The 20,959-nt window shown below is 69.5% G+C and carries 27 protein-coding genes; 18 read left to right on the top strand and 9 right to left on the bottom strand.

Features of this window, described 5'->3' with window-relative positions:
• Positions 1 to 42 precede the first annotated feature (42 nt).
• A complete protein-coding gene (locus tag MSPGM_RS03735) occupies positions 43 to 621 on the bottom strand; it encodes a type 1 glutamine amidotransferase domain-containing protein (protein WP_003598907.1) in 579 nt (192 codons plus the stop codon).
• A 183-nt stretch (positions 622 to 804) separates the two neighbouring features.
• On the opposite strand from MSPGM_RS03735, the gene MSPGM_RS03740 reads away from it, so the two are divergent.
• Positions 805 to 1,026: a hypothetical protein gene (locus tag MSPGM_RS03740; protein ID WP_003598905.1), complete on the top strand. Its 222-nt coding sequence runs from the start codon at positions 805 to 807 to the stop codon at positions 1,024 to 1,026.
• A gap of 175 nt (positions 1,027 to 1,201) precedes the next feature.
• Positions 1,202 to 1,636 carry a hypothetical protein gene (locus MSPGM_RS03745; RefSeq protein WP_003598903.1) on the top strand — a complete coding sequence of 145 codons (435 nt, stop codon included), beginning with the start codon at positions 1,202 to 1,204 and terminating at the stop codon, positions 1,634 to 1,636.
• 57 nt (positions 1,637 to 1,693) lie between these two features.
• Here MSPGM_RS03745 and MSPGM_RS03750 read toward each other — a convergent pair whose 3' ends face one another.
• Complete coding sequence (locus tag MSPGM_RS03750) at positions 1,694 to 2,083, bottom strand: hypothetical protein (protein ID WP_003598900.1); 390 nt, start codon at positions 2,081 to 2,083, stop codon at positions 1,694 to 1,696.
• Positions 2,084 to 2,428: 345 nt separating this feature from the next.
• Here MSPGM_RS03750 and MSPGM_RS03755 point away from each other — a divergent pair, with 345 nt between their 5' ends.
• Positions 2,429 to 2,638 (top strand): cold-shock protein, encoded by a 210-nt coding sequence (locus MSPGM_RS03755; protein ID WP_003598898.1) that lies wholly within the window; start codon positions 2,429 to 2,431, stop codon positions 2,636 to 2,638.
• A gap of 207 nt (positions 2,639 to 2,845) precedes the next feature.
• On the top strand, positions 2,846 to 3,073 hold the full coding sequence (locus MSPGM_RS03760; protein ID WP_003598896.1) for a hypothetical protein: 228 nt from the start codon (positions 2,846 to 2,848) through the stop codon (positions 3,071 to 3,073).
• Positions 3,074 to 3,237: 164 nt separating this feature from the next.
• On the opposite strand, the gene MSPGM_RS03765 is transcribed toward MSPGM_RS03760, so the two are convergent.
• Positions 3,238 to 3,678 carry a DUF1489 family protein gene (locus tag MSPGM_RS03765; RefSeq protein WP_012752164.1) on the bottom strand — a complete coding sequence of 147 codons (441 nt, stop codon included), beginning with the start codon at positions 3,676 to 3,678 and terminating at the stop codon, positions 3,238 to 3,240.
• Positions 3,679 to 3,781: 103 nt separating this feature from the next.
• Entirely contained in the window at positions 3,782 to 4,990 is a 1,209-nt protein-coding gene (locus MSPGM_RS03770) for a hypothetical protein (RefSeq protein WP_003598893.1), read from the bottom strand.
• 168 nt (positions 4,991 to 5,158) lie between these two features.
• On the opposite strand from MSPGM_RS03770, the gene MSPGM_RS03775 reads away from it, so the two are divergent.
• From MSPGM_RS03775 to MSPGM_RS03795, 5 genes are all read left to right on the top strand, one after another.
• Positions 5,159 to 6,364, top strand: coding sequence for an MFS transporter (locus tag MSPGM_RS03775; protein ID WP_003598892.1), 1,206 nt, complete (start codon positions 5,159 to 5,161; stop codon positions 6,362 to 6,364).
• Positions 6,365 to 6,610: 246 nt separating this feature from the next.
• Positions 6,611 to 7,759, top strand: coding sequence for an ABC transporter permease (locus MSPGM_RS03780; protein ID WP_003598891.1), 1,149 nt, complete (start codon positions 6,611 to 6,613; stop codon positions 7,757 to 7,759).
• Between the two features lie 33 nt (positions 7,760 to 7,792).
• Positions 7,793 to 8,629, top strand: coding sequence for an ABC transporter ATP-binding protein (locus MSPGM_RS03785; protein WP_003598890.1), 837 nt, complete (start codon positions 7,793 to 7,795; stop codon positions 8,627 to 8,629).
• 71 nt (positions 8,630 to 8,700) lie between these two features.
• Positions 8,701 to 9,783, top strand: coding sequence for an MlaD family protein (locus tag MSPGM_RS03790; RefSeq protein ID WP_003598888.1), 1,083 nt, complete (start codon positions 8,701 to 8,703; stop codon positions 9,781 to 9,783).
• Between the two features lie 120 nt (positions 9,784 to 9,903).
• Positions 9,904 to 10,527 (top strand): ABC-type transport auxiliary lipoprotein family protein, encoded by a 624-nt coding sequence (locus MSPGM_RS03795; RefSeq protein WP_012605861.1) that lies wholly within the window; start codon positions 9,904 to 9,906, stop codon positions 10,525 to 10,527.
• A 51-nt stretch (positions 10,528 to 10,578) separates the two neighbouring features.
• Here MSPGM_RS03795 and MSPGM_RS03800 read toward each other — a convergent pair whose 3' ends face one another.
• Positions 10,579 to 11,397: an inositol monophosphatase family protein gene (locus MSPGM_RS03800; protein WP_003598885.1), complete on the bottom strand. Its 819-nt coding sequence runs from the start codon at positions 11,395 to 11,397 to the stop codon at positions 10,579 to 10,581.
• 365 nt (positions 11,398 to 11,762) lie between these two features.
• Here MSPGM_RS03800 and MSPGM_RS03805 point away from each other — a divergent pair, with 365 nt between their 5' ends.
• Entirely contained in the window at positions 11,763 to 12,263 is a 501-nt protein-coding gene (locus tag MSPGM_RS03805; protein WP_003598883.1) for a DUF6101 family protein, read from the top strand.
• Between the two features lie 120 nt (positions 12,264 to 12,383).
• Here the strand turns inward: MSPGM_RS03805 and rmf are convergent, their stop codons facing one another.
• The 3 genes from rmf to MSPGM_RS03820 are packed head-to-tail and all read right to left on the bottom strand — an operon-like array spanning position 12,384 to position 14,205.
• Entirely contained in the window at positions 12,384 to 12,572 is a 189-nt protein-coding gene (gene rmf / locus MSPGM_RS03810; protein ID WP_012752168.1) for a ribosome modulation factor, read from the bottom strand.
• A gap of 43 nt (positions 12,573 to 12,615) precedes the next feature.
• Positions 12,616 to 13,566, bottom strand: a complete 951-nt coding sequence (gene ubiA, locus MSPGM_RS03815) for a 4-hydroxybenzoate octaprenyltransferase (protein WP_003598881.1) — start codon at positions 13,564 to 13,566, stop codon at positions 12,616 to 12,618.
• A 36-nt stretch (positions 13,567 to 13,602) separates the two neighbouring features.
• Positions 13,603 to 14,205, bottom strand: coding sequence for a hypothetical protein (locus MSPGM_RS03820; protein WP_003598880.1), 603 nt, complete (start codon positions 14,203 to 14,205; stop codon positions 13,603 to 13,605).
• 307 nt (positions 14,206 to 14,512) lie between these two features.
• Here MSPGM_RS03820 and MSPGM_RS03825 point away from each other — a divergent pair, with 307 nt between their 5' ends.
• From MSPGM_RS03825 to MSPGM_RS03860, 8 genes are all read left to right on the top strand, one after another.
• Positions 14,513 to 15,265, top strand: a complete 753-nt coding sequence (locus MSPGM_RS03825; RefSeq protein WP_003598878.1) for a 16S rRNA (uracil(1498)-N(3))-methyltransferase — start codon at positions 14,513 to 14,515, stop codon at positions 15,263 to 15,265.
• Positions 15,266 to 15,294: 29 nt separating this feature from the next.
• Complete coding sequence (locus MSPGM_RS03830; RefSeq protein ID WP_003598877.1) at positions 15,295 to 16,278, top strand: asparaginase; 984 nt, start codon at positions 15,295 to 15,297, stop codon at positions 16,276 to 16,278.
• 186 nt (positions 16,279 to 16,464) lie between these two features.
• Entirely contained in the window at positions 16,465 to 17,835 is a 1,371-nt protein-coding gene (locus tag MSPGM_RS03835) for a glutamate--cysteine ligase (RefSeq protein ID WP_003598876.1), read from the top strand.
• Between the two features lie 111 nt (positions 17,836 to 17,946).
• Positions 17,947 to 18,351 (top strand): hypothetical protein, encoded by a 405-nt coding sequence (locus tag MSPGM_RS03840; RefSeq protein ID WP_003598874.1) that lies wholly within the window; start codon positions 17,947 to 17,949, stop codon positions 18,349 to 18,351.
• Positions 18,352 to 18,430: 79 nt separating this feature from the next.
• Positions 18,431 to 18,697: a sulfurtransferase TusA family protein gene (locus MSPGM_RS03845; protein ID WP_003598872.1), complete on the top strand. Its 267-nt coding sequence runs from the start codon at positions 18,431 to 18,433 to the stop codon at positions 18,695 to 18,697.
• Positions 18,694 to 19,302 carry an NUDIX domain-containing protein gene (locus MSPGM_RS03850; protein ID WP_261926392.1) on the top strand — a complete coding sequence of 203 codons (609 nt, stop codon included), beginning with the start codon at positions 18,694 to 18,696 and terminating at the stop codon, positions 19,300 to 19,302. The genes MSPGM_RS03845 and MSPGM_RS03850 overlap by 4 nt, the downstream gene beginning before the upstream one ends.
• 97 nt (positions 19,303 to 19,399) lie before the next feature.
• The gene (locus MSPGM_RS03855) at positions 19,400 to 19,534 is read left to right on the top strand and encodes a hypothetical protein (RefSeq protein WP_003598869.1); all 135 of its coding nucleotides are present in this window, start codon (positions 19,400 to 19,402) and stop codon (positions 19,532 to 19,534) included.
• A 224-nt stretch (positions 19,535 to 19,758) separates the two neighbouring features.
• Positions 19,759 to 20,157, top strand: a complete 399-nt coding sequence (locus MSPGM_RS03860; RefSeq protein ID WP_012252619.1) for a DUF3775 domain-containing protein — start codon at positions 19,759 to 19,761, stop codon at positions 20,155 to 20,157.
• Between the two features lie 148 nt (positions 20,158 to 20,305).
• Here the strand turns inward: MSPGM_RS03860 and MSPGM_RS03865 are convergent, their stop codons facing one another.
• On the bottom strand, positions 20,306 to 20,746 hold the full coding sequence (locus MSPGM_RS03865; RefSeq protein WP_003598865.1) for a hypothetical protein: 441 nt from the start codon (positions 20,744 to 20,746) through the stop codon (positions 20,306 to 20,308).
• Between the last annotated feature and the right edge of the window lie 213 nt (positions 20,747 to 20,959).

Genomic DNA, 20,959 nt, shown 5'->3' on the forward strand with positions numbered 1-20,959 from the left:
GATCCGAGGATCGGCGACTTTGTCGTGCCGGTGAGGCGAGGTTCAGGCGGCGAGCTGACGCGGCTCGTGGCGGCCTTCCTTCACCTCCTCGACGATCTTGGCGCAGAAGGCATCGAGGTCGCCGGGGTTGCGGCTGGTGATGATGCCGCCATCGGTGACGACCTCCTTGTCCTGCCAGTCGCCGCCCGCGTTGATCACGTCGGTCTTGATCGAGGCGAACGAAGTGAGCGTGCGCCCCTTCACCGCGCCGGCTTCGATCAGCAGCCAGGGGCCGTGACAGATCGCGGCCACGACCTTGCCGGAGGTGAAGAAGTTGCGGACCACTTCCAGCGCCTTCGGCTCGAGACGCAGCTTGTCCGGATTGATCTGCCCGCCCGGCAGAACCAGTGCATCGTAATCGGCGGGGTTCACGCTCTCGAGATCGAGATCGACCGGCACGTCCTTGCCCCAATCGGTGTTGTCCCAGCCGCGGATGGTCCCCTTGGACTGGCGTGATTGCGGGCTCGCGACCGTCACCGTGGCGCCGGCCTCCCTCAGCTTGGCCTGCGGTACCGTCAGCTCGCTTTCCTCGAACCCGTCGGTGGCGACGATGAGGATCTTGACCTCGCGGATATCGGGCATGGCTTCGCTCCGTTGATGTTAGGGATTGCCGGGCCAACGGACCGCTCCCGGCGCGGTTCCAGAAACCATGACCGCACCGTCACGGCGCCGCACCTGCACGGCCCACGAGACGAACGAGGAACGGAACTGGACCGAAGGGGATGTGTTGGACCGCCATACCCGAAGCCAGACAGGAGGCGGTCCATGGCCAATCCCGGCGCCCCGACCCCCGAGCCCATCCCCGGCGGACAGATCCCCGGCGATCTTCCCCCGCCGCCGCAGCCCGACGATCTGCCCGATATCGGGCCGACCGGTCCGCGCACGCCCTACCCGGTCGATGACCCGAACATCGACGAACCGCGCGGACCCGGCTCCGAGCCGGACTATCTGCCCGGCGGACCAACCGATCCCGGCATCCGGCTCTGATCTGAGGCCGCGCCCCCGCCGAGCGGGGCGCGGCCAACCGACGTCACATTTTCATCACACGCTAACGACCGTGCGGACTGTCCCCGATCTCTCGTCGCCTGCACGCTTGCGTTGAGACGAAGCCGCCTAAACAATCGCCCCACCGTCCGCAGAGGCGGTTGGGGGACAGTACATCATGTTCAAGCAATCTCTGGCCGCCGCGCTCGTCGCGGTGAGCCTTGCCGCGTGCGGAAGCGTCACGCGCGGCACGACGGAGCTGATCGCCTTCACCTCCGAGCCGCCGGGTGCCGCCGTCGCCACTACGACGAACAGGTACTGCGCGACCACGCCCTGCTCGCTCGACGTGCCGCGCTCGGAGGAGTTCGACGTCACCTTCACGAAGCCCGGATTCCAGCCGCAAACCGTGCCGGTGCGTACGAAGCTCGCCGGCGCAGGGGCGGCGGGCTTTGCCGGAAACGTCCTGGCTGGCGGCGTCATCGGCATGGGTGTCGATGCCTATACCGGTGCGGCCATGGACCACACGCCCAATCCCGTCGCCGTCACCCTGGTGCCGGATGCCTTGCCAAGCGCGGAGCGCACGCGTCGTCGCCGCGGCAGGCCGGGCGTCTGACCGTAATAGGGCGGGTCGCCGCTCCGCCGAAGCGTCACCCTTCAGCGGAGCGTGCCTTCAATGCCCGCCGTGGGAGGTGCGGACGTCCCGCGGCGCGGCCAGGATCTCGCTGAGGCTGGAGGCGACGTGGCGTGCTTCCTCGTCGGTCAGCCGCAGCTGGAACGGCGGCAGCGCGCCGGCCTGGAGGGCCACCACCGCCTGACCCTGCTCATCGGTGCCCACCTCGATGGCCGACGACGTCACGTCGAGCATGGCGACCTCCTCGTCGCCGTTCTCATCGGGCAGGTCAACCTCGCCGTCGTCATCGATCGCGGTGAGGAGCTGGCCGACGGCGCGCACGAGCGCGCGGGCGGCGCGGGCATCCATGACCACCGCCGTCGATTGGTCGTCCTTCTGGAACGAGAGCTGGATGTTCGCGCCTTCGAGGGAAACCGAGATGCCCGCCATGAACCGCCTGACTGCACTGCCTTGGAGCGGTGCGTAACCGCCTGGATTGACGTTCATATATGCACCGGCCCCGTGCTTTGTCACAGGGTGGCGGAGGCAGTACTCTAGGCTCGATTGACCCACTGGGCTCCCGCCTCGCGCGCGCGGCTCCGGGGCGGCAGCGTTCCATCCCGCCTTGTTAAGGCCGCATCGTCAGCCTACATGTTGTCGTGACGGGCGCGGCGGAGCGAATGGCTTCGGTCCATTTGCAACCCGCTTGTCATCCCGCAAAATCGGCGGACGCTGCCAGGTGCTCGCTTCGAGCAGATGCTTGCGCTTGGCGTGTGAAGAACGAAGGAACTATTCGTGGATACTGGGACTGTTAAGTGGTTCAACGAGACCAAGGGCTACGGCTTCATTCAGCCGGATGACGGCGGCAAGGACGTGTTTGTCCATATCTCCGCTGTCGAGCGTGCTGGCCTGCGCAACCTCGTCGAGGGCCAGAAGGTGTCCTATGAGGTCCTGACCGACAAGCGTAGCGGCAAGGACGCGGCCGGCAATCTGCAGGCCGTCTAAGTCGCTTCGGGACCGGGGTTAAACCGGCCCGACGGCGCGTTCTCAACCAACGAAGCGGCACCCACCGGAGGAAGGCTCCCGGAACGCGTTTCCAGGGATGTCTCACGGCGGGCGCCGCCGACGCCGAAATCACCAAACCAAAACAACCAGAAACGACACCGGCCACGCCGAGAGGGCGCGGGATCCGGTGCGAGAAGAAGAAAAACAATGAAATTCGAGTTCCGGCGCCAGGACGGCGCCATTTCGCCCGTCACCAACGCGGCGACATTCCGGGTGGGCAGCTTGGTCGATACGCAGGCACGCAGCCCGCAGGCCGACCTCAGCCACCTCATCGACGCTTCCTACGAGTATCACTCCCCGCGCGAACTGCGCTGGCACCTTGCCGACCGCCTCGGGGTTACCCCGGCCGTCGTCGGGTTGCAGGAAGCCGCCTGACCGACCCGGCCTCGCACCCATCCGGAGCGAGGCCAAATCGGCCGCCGCCACAAGGCAGGCGGCCTCACTTCGATCGATCCCCTTGGGATAACGGATTGGGCCTCGGCGCAAGCGCCGCTCGGGCCGAGCAAGACGCGCCCCGCTTGGATCAAGCGGCAACCGCCTCAGATCAAACCCAACGCCACCAATTCCCGCCGCAAGCTCTCGGGCATCTCGGCGACCTCCCCGGCACTGGCCCGGTCGAGGTCGGCGGGCGCGTCACGCGCTTCGAGATAGCGCCAGCCCTGGAACGGGCGGCAGGGGCGCGGCGAGACCGGCGTCACCGCCGGATCGAGCACGAGGCGGCAGCGGTCGATCCCATCGCTTCCCGTGACCGGCTCGATGGCGCGGATCGACTGACGGCAGCTCAGCGTCCCCTTCATCACCCAATAGATCGAACCGCCGCCGGCGATGGCCCCGGCGCGCTTGGGGAACATGCGGGTGACATGGACCGTCTCCGGCGCTTGGCCGAGGCGCAGGGCCTCCGCCCGGTAATGTGCGATCCGCGCCTCCAACTCCTCGATGGAGGAGGGACCGACGCACAGCTTCAGAAGATGCAGGGCCATGACCGGGCCCGTATAAGCCATCCGCCGAAAAAGGGGCCGCCGGTTTTCAGGCGGAAAGATGCGGCATGACGAACCGCAACGCCCGCCCCCGGGGCCCGCTCCCTCACGCGAAGAGCGCGATCTTTTCCTCGATGCTCAGGGTATCGAGATCGAGGAAGGCCGCGGCGAGATCGTCGGCCGCCATCGGCTCGACCGCCGCCACGATCAGCGGCTCGGCCAGCGGCATGACCGCTTCGGGGGTGGCCGGGATGGTGAGTTCGGCGGCCGGTTCGGCCTCCTCCACCACATCGACCCCTTCGACCGCTTCGATGTCTGCCACGACCTCGAACGCGGACTCGTCCTCTGCCCCGAACGCCTCCGCCAATTCCAGCTCGGCCGGAGCCGGAACGAGCACGGCCGAGACGGTCTCCGCTTCGGCTGCGGCTTCGATCTCCGGCATCTCCATCGCGAAGAGATCCGCCGGGATTTCATCGGCCAGAACCGCGACGGGCGCCGCCATCTCGGTCGTGATCGGCTCCGCCGGCTCCTCTTCGTGGGCCGGTTCCGACGTCTCGGGGCTGGCCGGCAGGAAGGCGAGGTCGTCGTCGAGCACCATGGTCGGCAACGGCCGCAGGGTCGATACGGCCGGCGCGGGCGCCGGCCCTTCCATGTCGAGGAAGCGATCGACATCGCTCTGATCGAGGGCGGTGGCCGGTACAGGTGCGTCCTCGCCGAGCGGGGGCACCGCGTCCTCGGGACTGCCCCAGATCCCGATCATCGAAGCGATGCGGTTCTCGAGGTAGCGCAGGGTGTGCACCACACGGCTCGTGCGCTGGGCGGTGAGATCCTGGAACGAGCAGGCCGTGTAGATCTGCGTGGCGTGCCGATCGAGGGCGTCGCACAGCTCGGAATCGATTCCGGTCTCGCGCAGGGTCCAGGCGGCCTCCTGCACCTCCTCGGCGGCGCTGAGGATGTCGGAGGTCGCCCGCTCGGTGGCGCGTACGATGGCGTCGAGGGCTTCCGAGGCGACCGTGAGACGGCTCTCGCCCTGCTCGGCGGTCGAGAGGGCGGCCACCTCCGCGCGGGTGCGGGCGATGGCGTCGGCCATCTCCATCAGGTCGCCGCGGAAGCGCCCGACATCGTCCGGCCGGTCCGTCGTGACGACGTTCTCGATGCGCCGGATCGCGTCCAGCAGCACCTCGGTGTCGGCGTTGCGGTTGCGGCGAGCGTATTCGGTCAGAAACCACCGGCCGCGCTCGGTCTCCCGGACGGCGTCCTCGATGGCATCGTATTGCGACGCGTCCAGAGGCGTCAGGGAACGGGAACTCGACATCACACCCCGCAAAGACTCGGGCCCCACCGCGAGGAGTGCCGCGACGATTGACGGTCGGCGGCAGATTGACAGGCGTGCTTTAACAGCGGCTTACGCTTTCCTTCGCTTCGCCCCGCCGCGCGACGTTTTTGACCGATCGAAAGGGGCGGCCCGCTTCGCCGCGATTCCGTGACACGCACAGCCCCGACCGGCGAGCCCGATCCCGTCCGCCTCGGTCTCCTCTACGCCGTGGTCTTCGTCGAGATCGGCATCGCCATGCCGTTCATGCCCATGTGGCTCGGCGCGCTCGGCCTCGATGCCGGGTTGATCGGCCTGCTGCTCGCCCTGCCGATCGCCACCAAGGTCGTCGCGACGCGGCCGCTGATGGGACGGATCGATCGCGGCGTGCGCCCGCGCACCCTGCTCGTGGCCGGAAGCCTCACCCTGGCGCTGAGCTATGCCCTGATGCCGGCCGCCGCCGCCATCGCTGCGGCCCTGCTCGTCCCTCTGATCGTCGTGAACGCCGTGGCGCAGGCTCCCTTGGTGCCGAGCATCGACTACCTGACGCTTGCCGCCGCCCGCCGCTCGAAGCGGATTGACTATGCCCGCATCCGGCTGTGCGGCTCGGTCGCCTTCCTCGCCGCGAACCTCGCGGGCGGCGCGCTGCTCGGAATGCTCGGCGACCGGGTGGCGGTGCCGCTGCTGCTCACCGGGCTCGCGCTTGCCGCAACCCTGGTCGCAGCCTCGGGCCAGGAGGTCGCCCCGCCCGCCGAGCCGCATTCGAAGAGCGGAGCCTCTCCGCCTCTGCCGCGGGTGCTGCGGCTCTCCATCGCCGCAGCGGCGCTGATCCAGGCGAGTCATGCGGCGATCTACGCCTTTGGCAGCCTCGATTGGGCCCGCCACGGCGTCTCGCCGCCCTGGATCGGCGCGCTCTGGGCGGTCGGCGTCGCGGCTGAGATCACGCTGTTCGCCCTCGTCGGCCGCTTTCCCGCGCGGTGGCGCAGCCCGTTCCGCCTGCTCGGCCTCGGGGCGGCGGCGGCTCTGCTGCGGGCCCTGGGCCTCAGCCTCGCGGACGGGGAGCTGGCCCTGCTCCTGCCGCTTCAGATGCTGCACGGCCTCACCTTCGGCGCGACCCATCTCGGCATCATGGCGGCGGTCTCCGGCTTCGCGCCGGACGGCGCCCGCGGCCGGGCGCAGGGGACGATCGGCGCCTCGACCGCGCTCGTCTCGGCGCTGGCGACGCTGGCCTGCGGCGCGGTCTACCGCTCGTTCGGCGGGCCTTCGACCTTCCTGATGATGGCACCGCTGGCGCTCGCCGGCCTCGTCCTCGTGGCGCTGGCGCAACGCATCCATGATCCCCACCGATTTGGCGGCGGCTCTTTCCATAAGGTATAGCCAGCGCCCGGTATCGGGATCCCAACGGGATCATCCCTTTGGCGGGGCGAAAAGCTGTCGCTCTTGGCAGAGCCCCGAAAGGCGGCTTGAGCCCGCCGGAGCATCGAGCCCGAAGGTTCGGATTCGACGGTTCTTGGTAAGGAATTCGTTTCAAGATCCCGAGAGCATCGTCCCGAAAGGTGGCCTCCGGCGTTCGGAAAAAGATGATGCAAAAACGATAGGCTAGAGCGGAAGCGGGAGCGGCGCGTGCGGATCGCAGACGGCTCGGGCATCTCGGAAGCCGCGGGCGCCGACCTCGATGCGGGCGGCGGCCGCGTGATCCTGCATGGCCGCTGGACCGCGGACCAGGGTCCGGCGGTCGAGAGCGCCTCGGCGCGCATCGCCGCCCAGGGCCGGACTCAGCCCGTGCTGGTGGACCTCAGCGGCTTGGCCCGGCTCGACACCCTCGGCGCCTGGGTCTTGGAGCGGACCCGCGCCGAGATCGAGGCGGCGGGCGGGCGGCTGGCCTATGCCGGGGCGCGGCCCGAGCACCGCATCCTGCTCGGCGAGATGGGCCTGCGCGAGCCCGAACCGGTGCCGCAGGATACCCGCAACCCGGCCCTGCGCTTCCTCGACACCACCGGTCAGCGCGTGGCGCGCGGCGGCAACGAGATCCTGTCCGGCATCGCCTTCCTCGGCGAGGTGGTCGCCGCCGGCGGCCGGGTCGCGCGCCGGCCGCAGACCTTCCGCATGGCCGCGCTCGTCAACCAGCTCGAACAGGTGGCGCTCCGCGGCGTGCCGATCATCGTGCTGATCTCGTTCCTCGTCGGCGGCATCGTCGCGCAGCAGGGCATCTTCCAGCTCCAGCGCTTCGGGGCGCAGAGCTTCGTCGTGAACCTGATCGGCCTGCTGATCCTGCGCGAACTCGGGGTGCTCCTCACCTCGATCATGGTGGCGGGCCGCTCCGGCTCGGCGTTCACCGCCGAGATCGGCTCGATGCGGATGCGCGAGGAGGTCGATGCCCTGCGTGTGATGGGCCTCGACCCGATCGAAATCCTGATCCTGCCGCGCATTCTCGCACTTGTGATCGGCCTGCCGATCCTGGCCTTCCTCGGCTCGCTCGCCGCGCTCGCGGGCGGCGGCCTCACCGCCGCGATCTATGGCGGCATGACCACCGACGCCTTCCTGGCGCGGCTCCAGGCGGCGGTGTCGTTCCACCATTTCGCGGTCGGGCTCATCAAGGCGCCGTTCATGGCGCTGACCATCGGCATCATCGCGACGATCGAGGGGTTCGCGGTCGAGGGCTCGGCGGAGTCGCTCGGGCGCCACGTCACCGCCTCAGTCGTCAAGTCAATCTTCATGGTGATCGTGCTGGATGGCCTGTTCGCGGTCTTCTTCGCCGCGATCGATTTCTAGCCTTTTCAGGCAAACGACGTTCGGACGGACCCTTTGACCACCCCTCATCTTTCCCCGGCCGGGCCAACCGCCGCCCAGAGCGATGCGATTATTCGCGTGCGTGATCTCGTGGTCGGCTTCGGCCAGCGCACGGTGATGAAGGGGCTCGACCTCGACATCCGCCGCGGCGAGATTCTGGGATTCGTCGGTCCCTCGGGTCAGGGCAAGTCGGTGCTGACACGCACCATCCTCGGGCTGGTGCCGAAACGCTCGGGCACGATCGAGATCTTCGGCGAGAACGTGGACGGGCTCACCGTGGCCCGGCGCCGTCAATTGGAGCAGCGCTGGGGCGTGTTGTTCCAGCAGGGGGCGCTGTTCTCGGGTCTCACCGTCAAGCAGAACATCCAGATGCCGATGCGCGAGCATCTGAAGCTCTCGGAGCGCCTGCTCGACGAGTTCGCCCGCCTCAAGATCGAGATGGTCGGCCTCAAGCCGGATGCCGCCGACAAGTACCCCTCGGAACTCTCGGGCGGCATGATCAAGCGTGCCGCGCTCGCCCGTTCGCTGGCGCTGGACCCGGAAATCCTGTTCCTCGACGAGCCGACCTCGGGCCTCGACCCGATCGGCGCAGGCGAGTTCGACGACCTCGTCTCGACCCTGAAGAAGACGCTCGGCCTGACGGTCTTCATGGTGACGCACGATCTCGACAGCCTCTACACCGCCTGCGACCGCATCGCGGCGCTGGGCGACGGCCGGATCATCGCGCAGGGGACGATCGAGGAGATGCTGGCGAGCGACCATCCCTGGCTGCGCTCCTACTTCCACGGCAAGCGCGCCCGCGCCATCGCCACGCCGAGCCAACTCGCGCAGCCCGGCTACGCCCATGCGTAAGGCCCGGATGATCGCCCCCGGTGCGGTTTCGCACCGCTTCGCCCCCTCCGATCGGGATTAGAGCTGAGCCGATGGAGACTCGCGCAAACTACGTCCTGATCGGCGCCTTCACCATCGGCGTCGTGCTGGCCGCCTTCGGCTTCGTGTTCTGGCTCCAGGGCGGCTCCCGGGGACAGGCGACCCAGGCGCTCCGCATCGTGTTCTCCGGCTCGGTCGGGGGGCTGGCCAAGGGCTCGACCGTCTCGTTCAACGGCATCAAGGTCGGCGAGGCGCTCGACGTGCGCCTGCTGCCGCAGGACCCGCGCCGGGTCGTAGCGATCGTGCAGGTCGATCCCTCGACGCCGCTGCGCGCCGACACCCGCGCGCGGCTCGATTCCGCGATGCTGACCGGCGTCTCCCAGATCGCGCTTTCCGGCGGCAGCGCCGACGCACCCGCCCTCACGCCCGGCTCGGGCGACAAGATGCCGACGATCTTCGCCGATTCGAGCGACATCCAAGACATGATGGCGGCGGCCAAGCAGATCGCGCAGCGAGCCGACGACGTGCTCCAGCGCCTCGACAAGGTCGTGGCCGGCAATGAGGGCGCGATCAACCGCACCCTCGCCAATGTCGAGTCCTTCTCGAAGACGCTGGCCGAGGCCGGGCCCTCCATCGCCGGCCTCGTCAAATCGGTGGACGGGCAGCGCCTCAACCGGGTGATCGAGAACGCCGAGACCTTCTCGACCGCGCTGGCGAATTCGAGTGGGGATATCCAGGCCGGGTTGCACGACGCCCGCAGCCTCGCGGCCAAGCTCAACGCCTCCGCCGACAAGATCGACGGCGTGCTCAAGGGCGCGGAGGGCTTCCTTGGCTCGGCCTCGGGCCAGCAGGGTGCGGGCACCTTCGCCGAGATCCGCGAGGCGGCGATCTCCGTGCGCGACGCCGGCCGGGCGTTCCGGGCACTGTCGGAGAACCTCGACAAGCGCACCGCCAACATCTCGACGAGCTTCAACCGCCTGTCGGGTACGAGCCGGCGCGAGGTCGAGGCGCTGTCGAGCGACGGCCAGCGCACGCTCAACACCCTGAGCCGGGCGGCCCGCAGCCTGGAGCGAGACCCATCACAGGTTATTTTCGGTGGCAAGCCGTCGTTGCCGGAATACAACGGTGGCCGCTGAGCGGTTCGGTTTCCGGACGATGTGTCGGCACGCACGGCGCAGCTTGAGCGTTGGCGTATGCTCCCGCGTGCTAGAGGGGGTGTCAGTCTCCCCGACAGCGAACGGACGGTGCCCGAGCGTATGACGCGTCTTCCTCTCTCGCCTGCTCTTCCCGGTCGCCACCTGTCCGGCCGCATCCTGAGGGCGGGCGCCCTTCTCGCGCCGCTCGCGCTCCTCGGCGGCTGCGGCGGCGGCACGCCGCTCACCTTCGACCTCGCCGCCCTGCCGGGTCAGGCGCGGGCGGGCGGCGCAGCACGTTCGATCGTCGTGTCCGAGCCCGTCGGCCTGCAGCCGATGGAGGCCGACCGCATCATCGTGCGCGAGCCCGGCGGCTCCCTGTCCTTCCTCGGCGGCGGCCAGTGGGCCGACCGCCTGCCGCGGCTGATCCAGACGCGGGTGATCCAGAGCCTGGAGAATACCGGCCGCCTGCGCTCGGTCTCGCGGCCCAGCGACAAGGTGCCGTCGGACTACCAGCTCGTCAGCGAGATCCGCGAGTTCGACGTCAATTCCGGCACCGGCGAAGCAGTGGTGGACCTCTCGGCCAAGCTGATCGCCGAGGGAACCGGACGGGTCGTCAACGCCCGCGTCTTCACCGCCCGCGTGCCGGTGAAGAAGGTCGATCCGCAAAGCGCCGCCGCCGGCCTCGATGCGGCATTGGGCCAAGTGCTCGCCGACCTCGTGCGCTGGGTGAATACCGCGCGGTAGAGCCGCAGCTCTCTCACCCTTTACCCGAGCGAGTTCGCCCGGCTCCGGCGCTCACGCCTCCAGCGCGGCCAGAGCAGGATCGCGCAGCGGCAGCGGCACGGCGATCAACTCGCCGTGGCGCGGCTCCGGGCGGTTGTAGACCGCCGGCCGGCCCTGAAGATCGCAGACCACGCCGCCCGCCTCGCGGACGATGAGGTCCGCGCCGGCGAGATCCCAATCCCGCGCATCCCGGGAGACGAGGCCGAGATCGATCCGGCCCTCGGCCACCCGTGCGAGCCTCAGCGCCAACGAGGGCACCCGATCGACCACCGTGACCGAGGGGCGCGGCCCGAGCCGCGCCGCGCCGTCAAGCAGGCGGTCCTGCATTGGCTTCGGACCGGTGATGCGTGCGCCCTCCAGCGTGGCCTGCGGCGCGACGCGAATGGGCGCTCCGTTGAGGGTCGCGCCCTCGCCGGCCACCGCCTCGTAGAACTGCTCGGTCGCGGGGGCGAAGACGCCGCCGAGCACCGGCTCGCCCCGGGCCAGCAAAGCGACGGCGATCGACCAATCGGGATGCCCGGACAGGAAGGCGCGGGTGCCGTCGATCGGATCGACGATCCAAACGAAGTCGTGGCCGAGCCGCACCGGATCGTCGCTGGTCTCCTCCGAGAGCCAAGCCGCCCGCGGCTCGATCTGCGAGAGCCGGATCTTGAGGAAGGTGTCCACGGCGACGTCCGCCTCGGTGACGGGCGAGCCGCCGGCCTTCGACCAGACCCGGGCGCTGGTCTGATCCCCCTGGCGGAAGAAGGGCAGCGCGAGCGCGGCGGCCTCCCGGATCGCGTCGTGCAGCACGGGCCGCAGCGCCGCGAGAGAGGATGTCGTCTGAGTCATGGATCCGGTCGGAGCCGTTCGTTCAAAGCCGGCCTCATGCCGCTTGAACGGCGCCGACACCCTTTCGTTCTAGAGCATCGGCGGAAAAAGTAGCCATCGGATTTCGGAACGCAGTGATGCAGGGCGGGCCGCCCCGGCCGCGCGCACGCTCAGCGGCAGCGCCGAGCCGGCGCCGCGGCGCCCACACGGTTACCGACATTTGCACCAATCCCGGCAAGGGTCCGTTGAGCATCCGGCAGACTTCGGCTCGATCCACGAACGCTTAACGCTCACTCTTAAGGCGCCTTGGGGGAGACGACCGGCACTGTGCTTGTCAGATCAGCGCGTCCGAAAGAGACCGCGACACGGGATAGGGCGTCGAACCGATGATGACTTTCGAGATCATGAATCAGAACTGTCGGCCCGGCGGCGAGGACGAGATGAGCGCGCCCTGCATCACGGTTCAGGCGACGCCGCTGCCGGTTCTCGGGGCGGCCCATGGCCTCGCGCCCGTCGGTGTGGCGCTGGCTTTCGCCGACGATGCGGCCGATGCCTGCGGCGAGGACCGCTTCTCCCTGCTTCTCGTCGACGGCGAGGGCGAGGTGACGATGCGGCTCGGGCCGTTCCCGGAGGAGGATGTCGTGGCGGTGTGGCGCGACATCTCGACCACGGGCGGTCTTGCCCGGATGCTGCTGCGCGAGGACGGCGCCATCGTCCCGGTCTCGCAGCAGCTCGGCCCGGTCGTGCTCGGCAAGGGCCGCCAGCGCCGCCGTCACGCCGCGCTCAGCGGACGCCGCCCGCGCTTCCTCGTGCGGCGCAAGCCCGCCCGTCTCCCGGCCCGGCCCTGCATCCACCGGGGCGAGAGCGAAATCATCTCCCGCGGCTGAGACGGTCTCCGCTTGATGAAAGCGGGGACCGTATCAGCAAGTCCGCGCGGCGCCTGAGCGAAGCCCAAATCCGCCATCCCGAAGGGATCAAACGGATTTGGTATGAGACGGTGTCCCGCCTCAGCCGTTGTCGAGCGGCCTGTCCGGCGAACGGTCGGCCGGAGAGCCGTCATAGCCCTCGAGCCACGCCGTGCGCTCGGGCGAATTCACCGGATAGGGGCAGGCGTCGCGCGGACGCCCCTGGATCCGGGCACGGGCGCCCTGGGTAATCGGGTCGTCGGGTGGTCGGTGCGGATCTGTCTCACTCATAGAATCGAATATGGCGCGGGGACAAGCCCTCGCCACGGCCGATTCAGTGCAGACCCTGCCACAGCGCGTCGGCGGCGAGCCCCGCGAACAGGATGAGGCCCGCATCGCGATTCGAGCGGAACAGCGCCAGGGCTCGCAGTCCGTCGCGCTCGGAAAGATGCATGACCTGCCGGGCGAGATGGGCGGCGAACAGCCCGAGACCTAGCCAGCTCAACAGGCCGGCCCCGGCGCCGATCAGCGCCGGCACGAACAGGGCGATGGTGCCCGCGTAACACAGCCCCACCGCGAGCCGCAGGCGCGCCCCGAACAGCCGGGCCGAGGAGTGGATGCCGACGATCTCGTCATCCTCGATGTCCTGCACCGCGTAGATCGTGTCGTAGCCGACGATCCAGCAGATCGTGCCCGCGTAGAGCCACAGGGCCGGCGGATCGAGGCGGCCGAACACGGCGACCCAGCCCATTAAGGCGCCCCAGCCGAAGGCGAGGCCGAGCACCGCCTGCGGCATCGGCATCACCCGTTTCATGAACGGGTAGATCGCCACCGGCGCCAGCGAGAGCATGCCGACGAGGATCGCGGTCGCGTTGAATTGCAGCAGCACCGCGAGGCCGACCAGCGCCTGGGCCACGAGGAAGGCGGCGGCCTGTTTCGTCGTCACCTGTCCCGAAGGGAGCGGGCGCGAGCGGGTGCGCTCGACCTGCGCGTCGAGCTTCCGGTCGGCGATGTCGTTGTAGGTCGAGCCGGCGCCGCGCATCGCCACCGCGCCGATCAGGAACAGCACGAGATGGCCGAGATGGGGGCCGGGATTGCCGGCGGCAGTCGCCGCGAGGGCCGCCGACCACCAGCACGGCAGCAGCAGCAGCCACCAGCCGATCGGCCGCTCGATCCGGGCGAGGCGCAGATAGGGCCGCGCCCCGGCCGGCGCGAGCCGGTCGGCCCAATGGCCGGCGACCGCGTCGGCGACACGGCCGGAGCCGGGCTCGGACGGAGAGGGCAACTGTGACGCGGCGCTGAAGACCTTAGAACGCGTCTTTTAAAGCGCACCCTGCGGCATGCGGAAGGCGCCCGACAGGCCGGGACCGCCGAGCAGACCGCCGCCACCGCCGCCGTTCTGCGCCTGGGTCTTGGCCTGGGCTTCCATCTTCGTGGCTTGGGCGGCGATGCCGCAGACCTTGGTGCGGATCGCCGCCACCTTGTTGTGGTCGGCCTTGAAGCCTTCCGAGAACGAATCCGGGATCGAGCACCACTCCTTGTTGGCGGTGATCCACTTGATGCCGGTGGCGCCGTTGGCCTGGAGCTGGCCGAACAGCGAGCACGCCTCCTGCGGCGTCATCTTCTTCTTCGAGTTCGAGGCGGAGTTGGCCTTGGCCACGAGGTTCTTGCGCTCGATCAGCGTCTTCTGGATCGAGCTGCAATCCGTGCCCGCCTGCTGCGGCACGGATTGGGCGGGCGCAGCCGGAGCCATCGGCGCGGGAACGCTCATCGGCGCGCCGGCCGAGGGCGCGGGCTCCGCCGGCGTATCCATCGACGGCAGCGGCATCCCGCCCATGCTCTGGGCCAGAGCCGGCCCAGCCAGCAGGACAAGGCCGACAAGAGCGGCGGCGGTCTTCGTCGGTGCAACAATCCTGGCAGACATTCGGCCCGGTCCTTCTCCCCGCATGCCGCGACGGGTGTACCCCCGATCCCGCAGCGCCCATCCGGCCTGAATCCCTGGCGGCTCGCGCCATGGGCCCGGCAGAGGGGCTTGAAGTGTTTCGATGCGGAAGTCTTCTGCGCACGGGATTGTGGCGCCAATGGTGCCTTCCGCCGCACGAATGCCAGGAGCGTGGGAAACGCCTTGAAACATTCGGGGCGTGCTGTTTTTGCACCAGTGAGCGTCGGGCCGCTGCCGATTGACAGGCCGGGGCCGCCACGCGACGAGACCGGCTTGCCTGCGAGAGACCATGGCTGCTTACGACTTCACCGCTCCACGCCTCTTCGTCGAAGCGGATCTGGCGGAGGGGCGCGTCCTGCCGCTGGAGCGGGCGCAGGCGAACTACCTGCTCACGGTTTTGCGCCGCGCGGAGGGCGAGCCCGTCCTGCTGTTCAACGGGCGCGACGGTGAGTGGCGCGCCGAGATCGTGCCGCAGGGCCGCAAGAGCGCGGACCTGCGCGTGGTGGCGCAGACCCGGCCGCAGCCGGCGCCGGCCGATCTGCATTACCTGTTCGCGCCGCTGAAGACCGGCCGGATCGACTACATGGCGCAGAAGGCGGTGGAGATGGGCGCGGGGCGCCTCCAGCCGGTCTTCACCCGCTTCACCCAAGGCGAGCGGATCAAGCTCGATCGTCTCCAGGCCAACGCGATCGAGGCGGCCGAGCAATGCGGCATCCTCTCCGTGCCGGAGATCGGCGAGCCGGCCCGGCTGCCCGCCTGCCTCGATGCCCTCGAAGCGAATCGCCTGCTCGTATTCTGCGACGAGGACGCATCGGTCACCGATCCGGTGGCGGCCCTGCGCGGCGCGGCTGATCCGGCGAACCCGCCGCCGCTCGCCGTGCTGGTCGGGCCCGAGGGCGGATTCCACGCCGAAGAGCGCGCGCTGATCGCCGCCCGCCCCAACACGGTCGCGCTGTCGCTGGGCCCGCGCATCCTGCGGGCGGATACGGCCGCCGTGGCGGTGCTGGCGCTGGTACAGGCCGTGCTGGGGGATGCGCGGTGAGCCGGGCCGAATCGAGGATATCTTAAAGAATGACGCTGCCCCGCATCCTCCTCCTGTCTCTGGGCGGGACGATCACCATGACCCGGAGCCTTGAGGGCGGGATCGTGCCGACGCTGACGGCCGCCGACCTCGCGGACTCGGTGCCGGGCCTGGCCGCGGTGGCATCCATTGAGACGCTCTCGCCCCTGCGCCGGCCGAGCGCCGGACTCACCCTCGACGACCTCATCGGCGTGGCGTGCACGCTGAACGAGCGTCTCGCGGGCGACCTCGACGGCGCGGTGGTGATCCAGGGCACCGACACGATCGAGGAAACGGCCTTCGTCCTCGAAAGCTTGGTCGCCGGCGACAAGCCCGTCGTCGTCACCGGCGCGATGCGCGGGCCGGAAAGCGCCGGCGCCGACGGGCCCGGCAACCTGCTGGCCGCGACCATCGTCGCCGGCAGCGGGGCGGCGCGTGGAATGGGCGTGCTCGCCGTCCTCAACGACGAGATCCACGCCGCCCGCCTCGTGCAGAAGGCTCACACCGCCCTGCCCTCGGCCTTCCGCTCACCGCTCGCCGGCCCGGTCGGCCTCGTGATCGAGGGCGAGGCCCGGATTTTCCTGCGATCCCACCGCAGCCTCACGCTGACCGGTCCTTTCACGGACGAGCCGACCCCGGTGGCGCTCCTGAAGATGGGGATCGGCGACGACGGGCGGCTGCTCGCCGCCCTGCCCGATCTCGGCTTCGCGGGCGTCGTGATCGAGGGAATGGGCGCGGGCCACGTGCCGGAGGCGCTGGCGGAGATCGTCTCCACCCTGATCGCGCGACTTCCGGTGGTGCTCGCCTCCCGCACCGAGACCGGTCCTGTGTTCTCGCGCACATACGGGTATCCCGGCGGTGAGATCGATCTGCTGGGTCGCGGCGCGCTCTCGGCCGGCATCCTGTCGGGCGTGAAAGCGCGGCTGATGCTCCAGCTTCTCCTTCGGGCGGGGGTGGATCGGGCCGCCTACGGCGCCTATTTCGCGGATCGGTGATCGGCGGGGCAGACGCCGCAAATATTAGCTTATGTCATGTCTGCCATGCGGTCGGCGGGCGCGTTGTTCACTCTTGCAGCGTCCTCTAAGGACACGACATCCGGTGCGGCTGCTGACGGCCCCTCCGGTGGCGGATTCTCGGCGCGCCGCTGACCCCTTCGACCGACGTTACCTTCGAGGCAGCGCATGGCGCGCGACACGTCCGACACCACCCCGCTCACGACGCGGGACGAACTGATCGCGTGGTTCGCCGCGGGCGAGAAACCGCGCGCACGGTTCGCGATCGGCACCGAGCACGAGAAGATCCCGTTCTACACCGCCGACCACATGCCCGTTCCATATGAGGGCGAGCGCGGCATCCGGGCGCTTCTGGAAAATCTCGGCCGGGAGACCGGCTGGGAGCCGATCCTGGATGCCGGCAACATCATCGGTCTGGCGGGACCCGAGGGCGGTGGTGCGATCTCGATCGAGCCCGGCGGCCAGTTCGAACTCTCCGGTGCGCCGCTGCCCGACATCCACGCGACCGCGACCGAACTCGACGAGCATCTCGCTGCCACGAAGCGCGCGGCCGAGCCTCTCGGCATCGGCTTCCTCGACCTTGGCATGAGTCCGAAATGGACCCGCGAGGCGACGCCGCAGATGCCGAAGAGCCGCTACCGCATCATGCGCAACTACATGCCGAAGGTGGGCAAGCTCGGCCTCGACATGATGCTGCGCACCGCGACCGTGCAGGTGAACGTCGACTTCGCCTCCGAGGCCGACATGGTGCGCAAGATGCGCGTCAGCCTCGCGCTTCAGCCCATCGCCACGGCGCTGTTCGCCAACTCGCCCTTCACCGACGGGCGGCCCAACGGCTTCCTGTCGCGCCGCTCCGAGATCTGGCGCGACACCGACCCCGACCGCACCGGCATGCTGGCCTTCGCCTTCGATGAGGGCTTCGGCTACGAGGCTTACGCCGATTGGCTGCTCGACGTGCCGATGTATTTCGTCAAGCGCGGCGAGACCTACCACGACGTCGCCGGGGCCTCGTTCCGCGACCTGATGGCTGGGCGCCTCGCGCAACTGCCGGGCGAGCGGGCCACCGTCTCGGATTGGGCGAACCACGCCTCCACCGTCTTCCCGGAAGTGCGGCTCAAGCGCTTCCTCGAGATGCGCGGCGCCGATGTCGGCGGGCCGGCGATGATCGCCGCGCAATCGGCTTTCTGGGTCGGGCTCCTCTACGACGAGACCGCCCTCTCCGCCGCCTGGGATCTGGTGCGCGGCTGGTCCGCCAGCGAGCGGGAATCGATGCGCGCGGCCGTGCCGCGGCTCGGGCTCCATGCCAGCATCGGCGGGCGCTGTCTCGGCGCGGTCGCGGCGGAAGCACTCGCCATCGCCCGCACCGGGCTTCAGGCGCGGGCGCGCCGCGACGGCAACGGCCGCGACGAGGCGGTCTATCTCCAGCCGCTGGAGGCGATCGTGGCCGCCGGCCGCAGCCACGCGCAGGAGCGGCTCGCCGACTACGAAGGCCCCTGGGAGAAGTCGGTCGATCCGGCCTTCACCACCTGCACGTTCTGATCGTGCGGGTACCACCCTAGATTTTCTTCCCCAGCAAGCGGGGCAGTCGGAACGCGTTCTGTGCGGCGTTGTTCCTCTGCGTGTTCCTTATCGCGTAAGGAGTTCGCATCCATGTCCCGCATCACGACCCTGACGCTGGCCGGCCTCACCGCGGCGAGCCTGACGGTGACGGCCGTTTCGCCCGTCCAGGCCGCGCCCCTGCCGGCGATGAGCGCTGCGCAGGTCGCCGGCGGCCCCGCCGTCGAGACCGTCGGCTGGCGCCGCGGATACTACGGCGGCTATTACGGCCCCCGTTACGGCTACGGTTATCGCCGCCGCAACGTCGCGGGTGCGCTGTTCGCGGGTGCGGCGCTCGGCCTGATCGGCGGCGCGATCGCGGCCAGCGCGGCCCCCCGCTACTACGGCTATCCGGCCTATGGCGGTTATTACGGCTACGGCGTCCCCGTCGGCTATTACGGCGGCTACGGCTACCCGGTTTATGGCGGCTATTACGGCTACGGCCCCTACGGCTGGTAGCCGTCTCCTCCACCGCTGAAGACAACGCCCTGCGGCTGGGTTCAGCCGGCAGGGCGTTTTCGTGTTATGCGCCGCTCCCATGTCCGAGATCTCGCAGGACGGCACGGTCGAACTCGACCTCAGCGGCCTCAAATGCCCCCTCCCCGCGCTCCGCACGCGCAAGGCCCTGCGGGCCCTCGCGCCCGGCGCGCGCCTGGCCGTGACCGCAACCGATCCGCTGGCCGGGATCGACATCCCCAACGTCGTCCGCGAGGAAGGGGCCGCGCTGGAGGCGCTGGAGCGCCACGGCCCGGCCGCGCGCTTCCTGATCCGCCGCGGCGTCGACCGCCCGCCTGCGCAAGCCTGACCCCGAGATTCCGACCTGAAGCCCCGAACCGGAGACGCCATGCCCCCGAGATCCGCGGCACCCGCACCGTCCACGATGGCTGGGCAACCTTCCTCGTCGCCGAAGTGACGACTCCCGAGGGCGCTGCGGTGACCCGCGAGATCGAGGATCACGGCGAGGCGGTCTGCGTGCTGCCCTACGATCCCGAGCGCAAGGTGGCCCTGCTGATCCGGCAGTTCCGCGCTCCACCCTTCTTCACCGCGGGCGTGACCGACCTGCTGGAAGTGCCCGCCGGCCTGCTCGACGAGGCCGATCCGGCGGAGGGCGTGCGCCGGGAGGCCTTCGAGGAGACCGGCCTGCGGCTGTCGCATCTCGAGCCGGTCTCCACGGTGTGGAGCGTGCCGGGGATCTCCACCGAGCGGATGCACCTGTACCTCGCCCCCTACGCGGAGAGCGACCGGGAAGGGCCGGGCGGCGGCTTGGCCGAGGAGCACGAGGCGATCACCGTGGTCGAGATGCCGCTCTCCACCCTCGCCGCCATGAGCGAGGCCGGCGAGATCGTCGATATGAAGACGCTGGTGCTCCTGCTCTCGCTCCGCCTGCGCCGCCCCGAATTGTTCGCCTGACGCGCCGCTTGCGGACCGGTCGGCAGCCCCTATCATCCTCTCTCACGCGGACCGGATTTTCTCGAAACAGCAGACGCCGCCGCGGGGAGATGCGCTCATGTCCTTCTTCATCGGGATCGCCGGTCCCTGGCTCGTGATCTCCGCCCTGCTGCTGATGTGGCACCGACGGGAGGAGGAACGCCCGGCGCGGACCGCGGACGCCGAGCCGGGCGGATACCCGCCGCGGGCCTGAGGCTGTCCGGGCCACCGCGCCCGCCGCTTCCACCCCTTTCCTCTCCCGATTCCGCATGGTGCTCCGGCACGGCCGAACCAACGGCCACGCCATGGGTTGTCGAGGCTCTGCGCCCTGTCGCAGCCCGACGTCACCGGCCGGCCCGGGCGATCGCGGCGGACACGGCGCGTTCCGTTCGAACCCGACGCGCCGCGTATCGTGGGCCGTCGATGCTGGAGCCACGTATGGACATTGCCCTCGACAAGATCACCGAGATCATCCTGCGGCTGCGGGCGGTCGAGGTGAAGGAAGGCGCGACCGATCCGGATTCGGGCTCCAACCCGACCGATGACGGCTCGATCGACATGCTGGTCGGTGGCACCGACGACGCCACCGAGCAGGAGATCCGCAGCATGATCGCCGGGCTCAACGAGGATGAGCGCGCCGATCTCGGGGCCCTGCTCTATATCGGCCGCGGCGACTACGAGGCGGCCGAATGGCACACGGCGGTCAACTTCGCCAAGGAGCGTGAGGCGGCGGGCGATACCGTGATCCGCGAGTTGCTCGGCACGCCGGATGCGGCGCCGCTCCTCGAAGAAGGTCTCGATGCGCTGGGAATTCCCATGGAGCCGCCCGAGGCCTAGGGCGCCCCACCCGGCGTGAGGTCGCGGACACGCCCGTTGAAAGCCGGACGAGTCGCGGCCCGCCGCGCTTTGAACGAGACCTGCATCGCGCAAAATGACATCGGCCCGGAACGAGCGCTCCGGGCCGATGCCGTGTCAGAGTTAGATTTTAGGGTTCGCAGGCCAGCGCCTTCGCGCCGACGGCGACGAACTCCGCCGCTGTCCGCAATTCGTCGTCGATCCGCGGCGTCCGGGCCACTTGCCTGGCCTCGCGCGCCAGCTGGTCGTTGCAGGAGCAGGTCGGCAGCCCCTGGCCCACCGGCGGCGAGCAGGCATCGTGGTGCATGCAGGCCCGGTCGAGGGCATCGATCGGGGGAAGGCCGGCGCCGCGGCTGCCCGGGCCGCAATAATTACCGTGAAAGACCAAGGCGCCCTGGGGAAGCCCGTTGCCGAGATCGGGCGCGGTCGGCGCCTCGACGGGGGGTGCCTCGACGTCCGGTGTGACCACGGACTGAGCCGAGACGGCGAGCGGCGCGAGGCCGAGCAGGACGGCCGAGAGTCCGGCAACGAGGGGAAGACGCCGGGCGGCGCGGTAAGGAAGTATAGCCAAGGTCGGAAAACTCCGTTCGAAACGCTCCCCTCACAGCTTTGCACCGTCGCGGATCGTTACCCGCGCCGGGAAGGCTGAGCCGTTCAAACGATTTGTCCGTGGACGTGGTTCACTCTTGCCATCGCGGTGACGAGCAAGGTCGTCGGCCCCGTCGAGGCCGTCTGATGGTGCTCGGACAGAGCACCGACCGCGAGCCTGAAAACGTCCCGGGCG

This window comes from Methylorubrum sp. GM97 (assembly GCF_024347855.1).
Taxonomy (GTDB): Bacteria; Pseudomonadota; Alphaproteobacteria; order Rhizobiales; family Beijerinckiaceae; genus Methylobacterium; species Methylobacterium extorquens.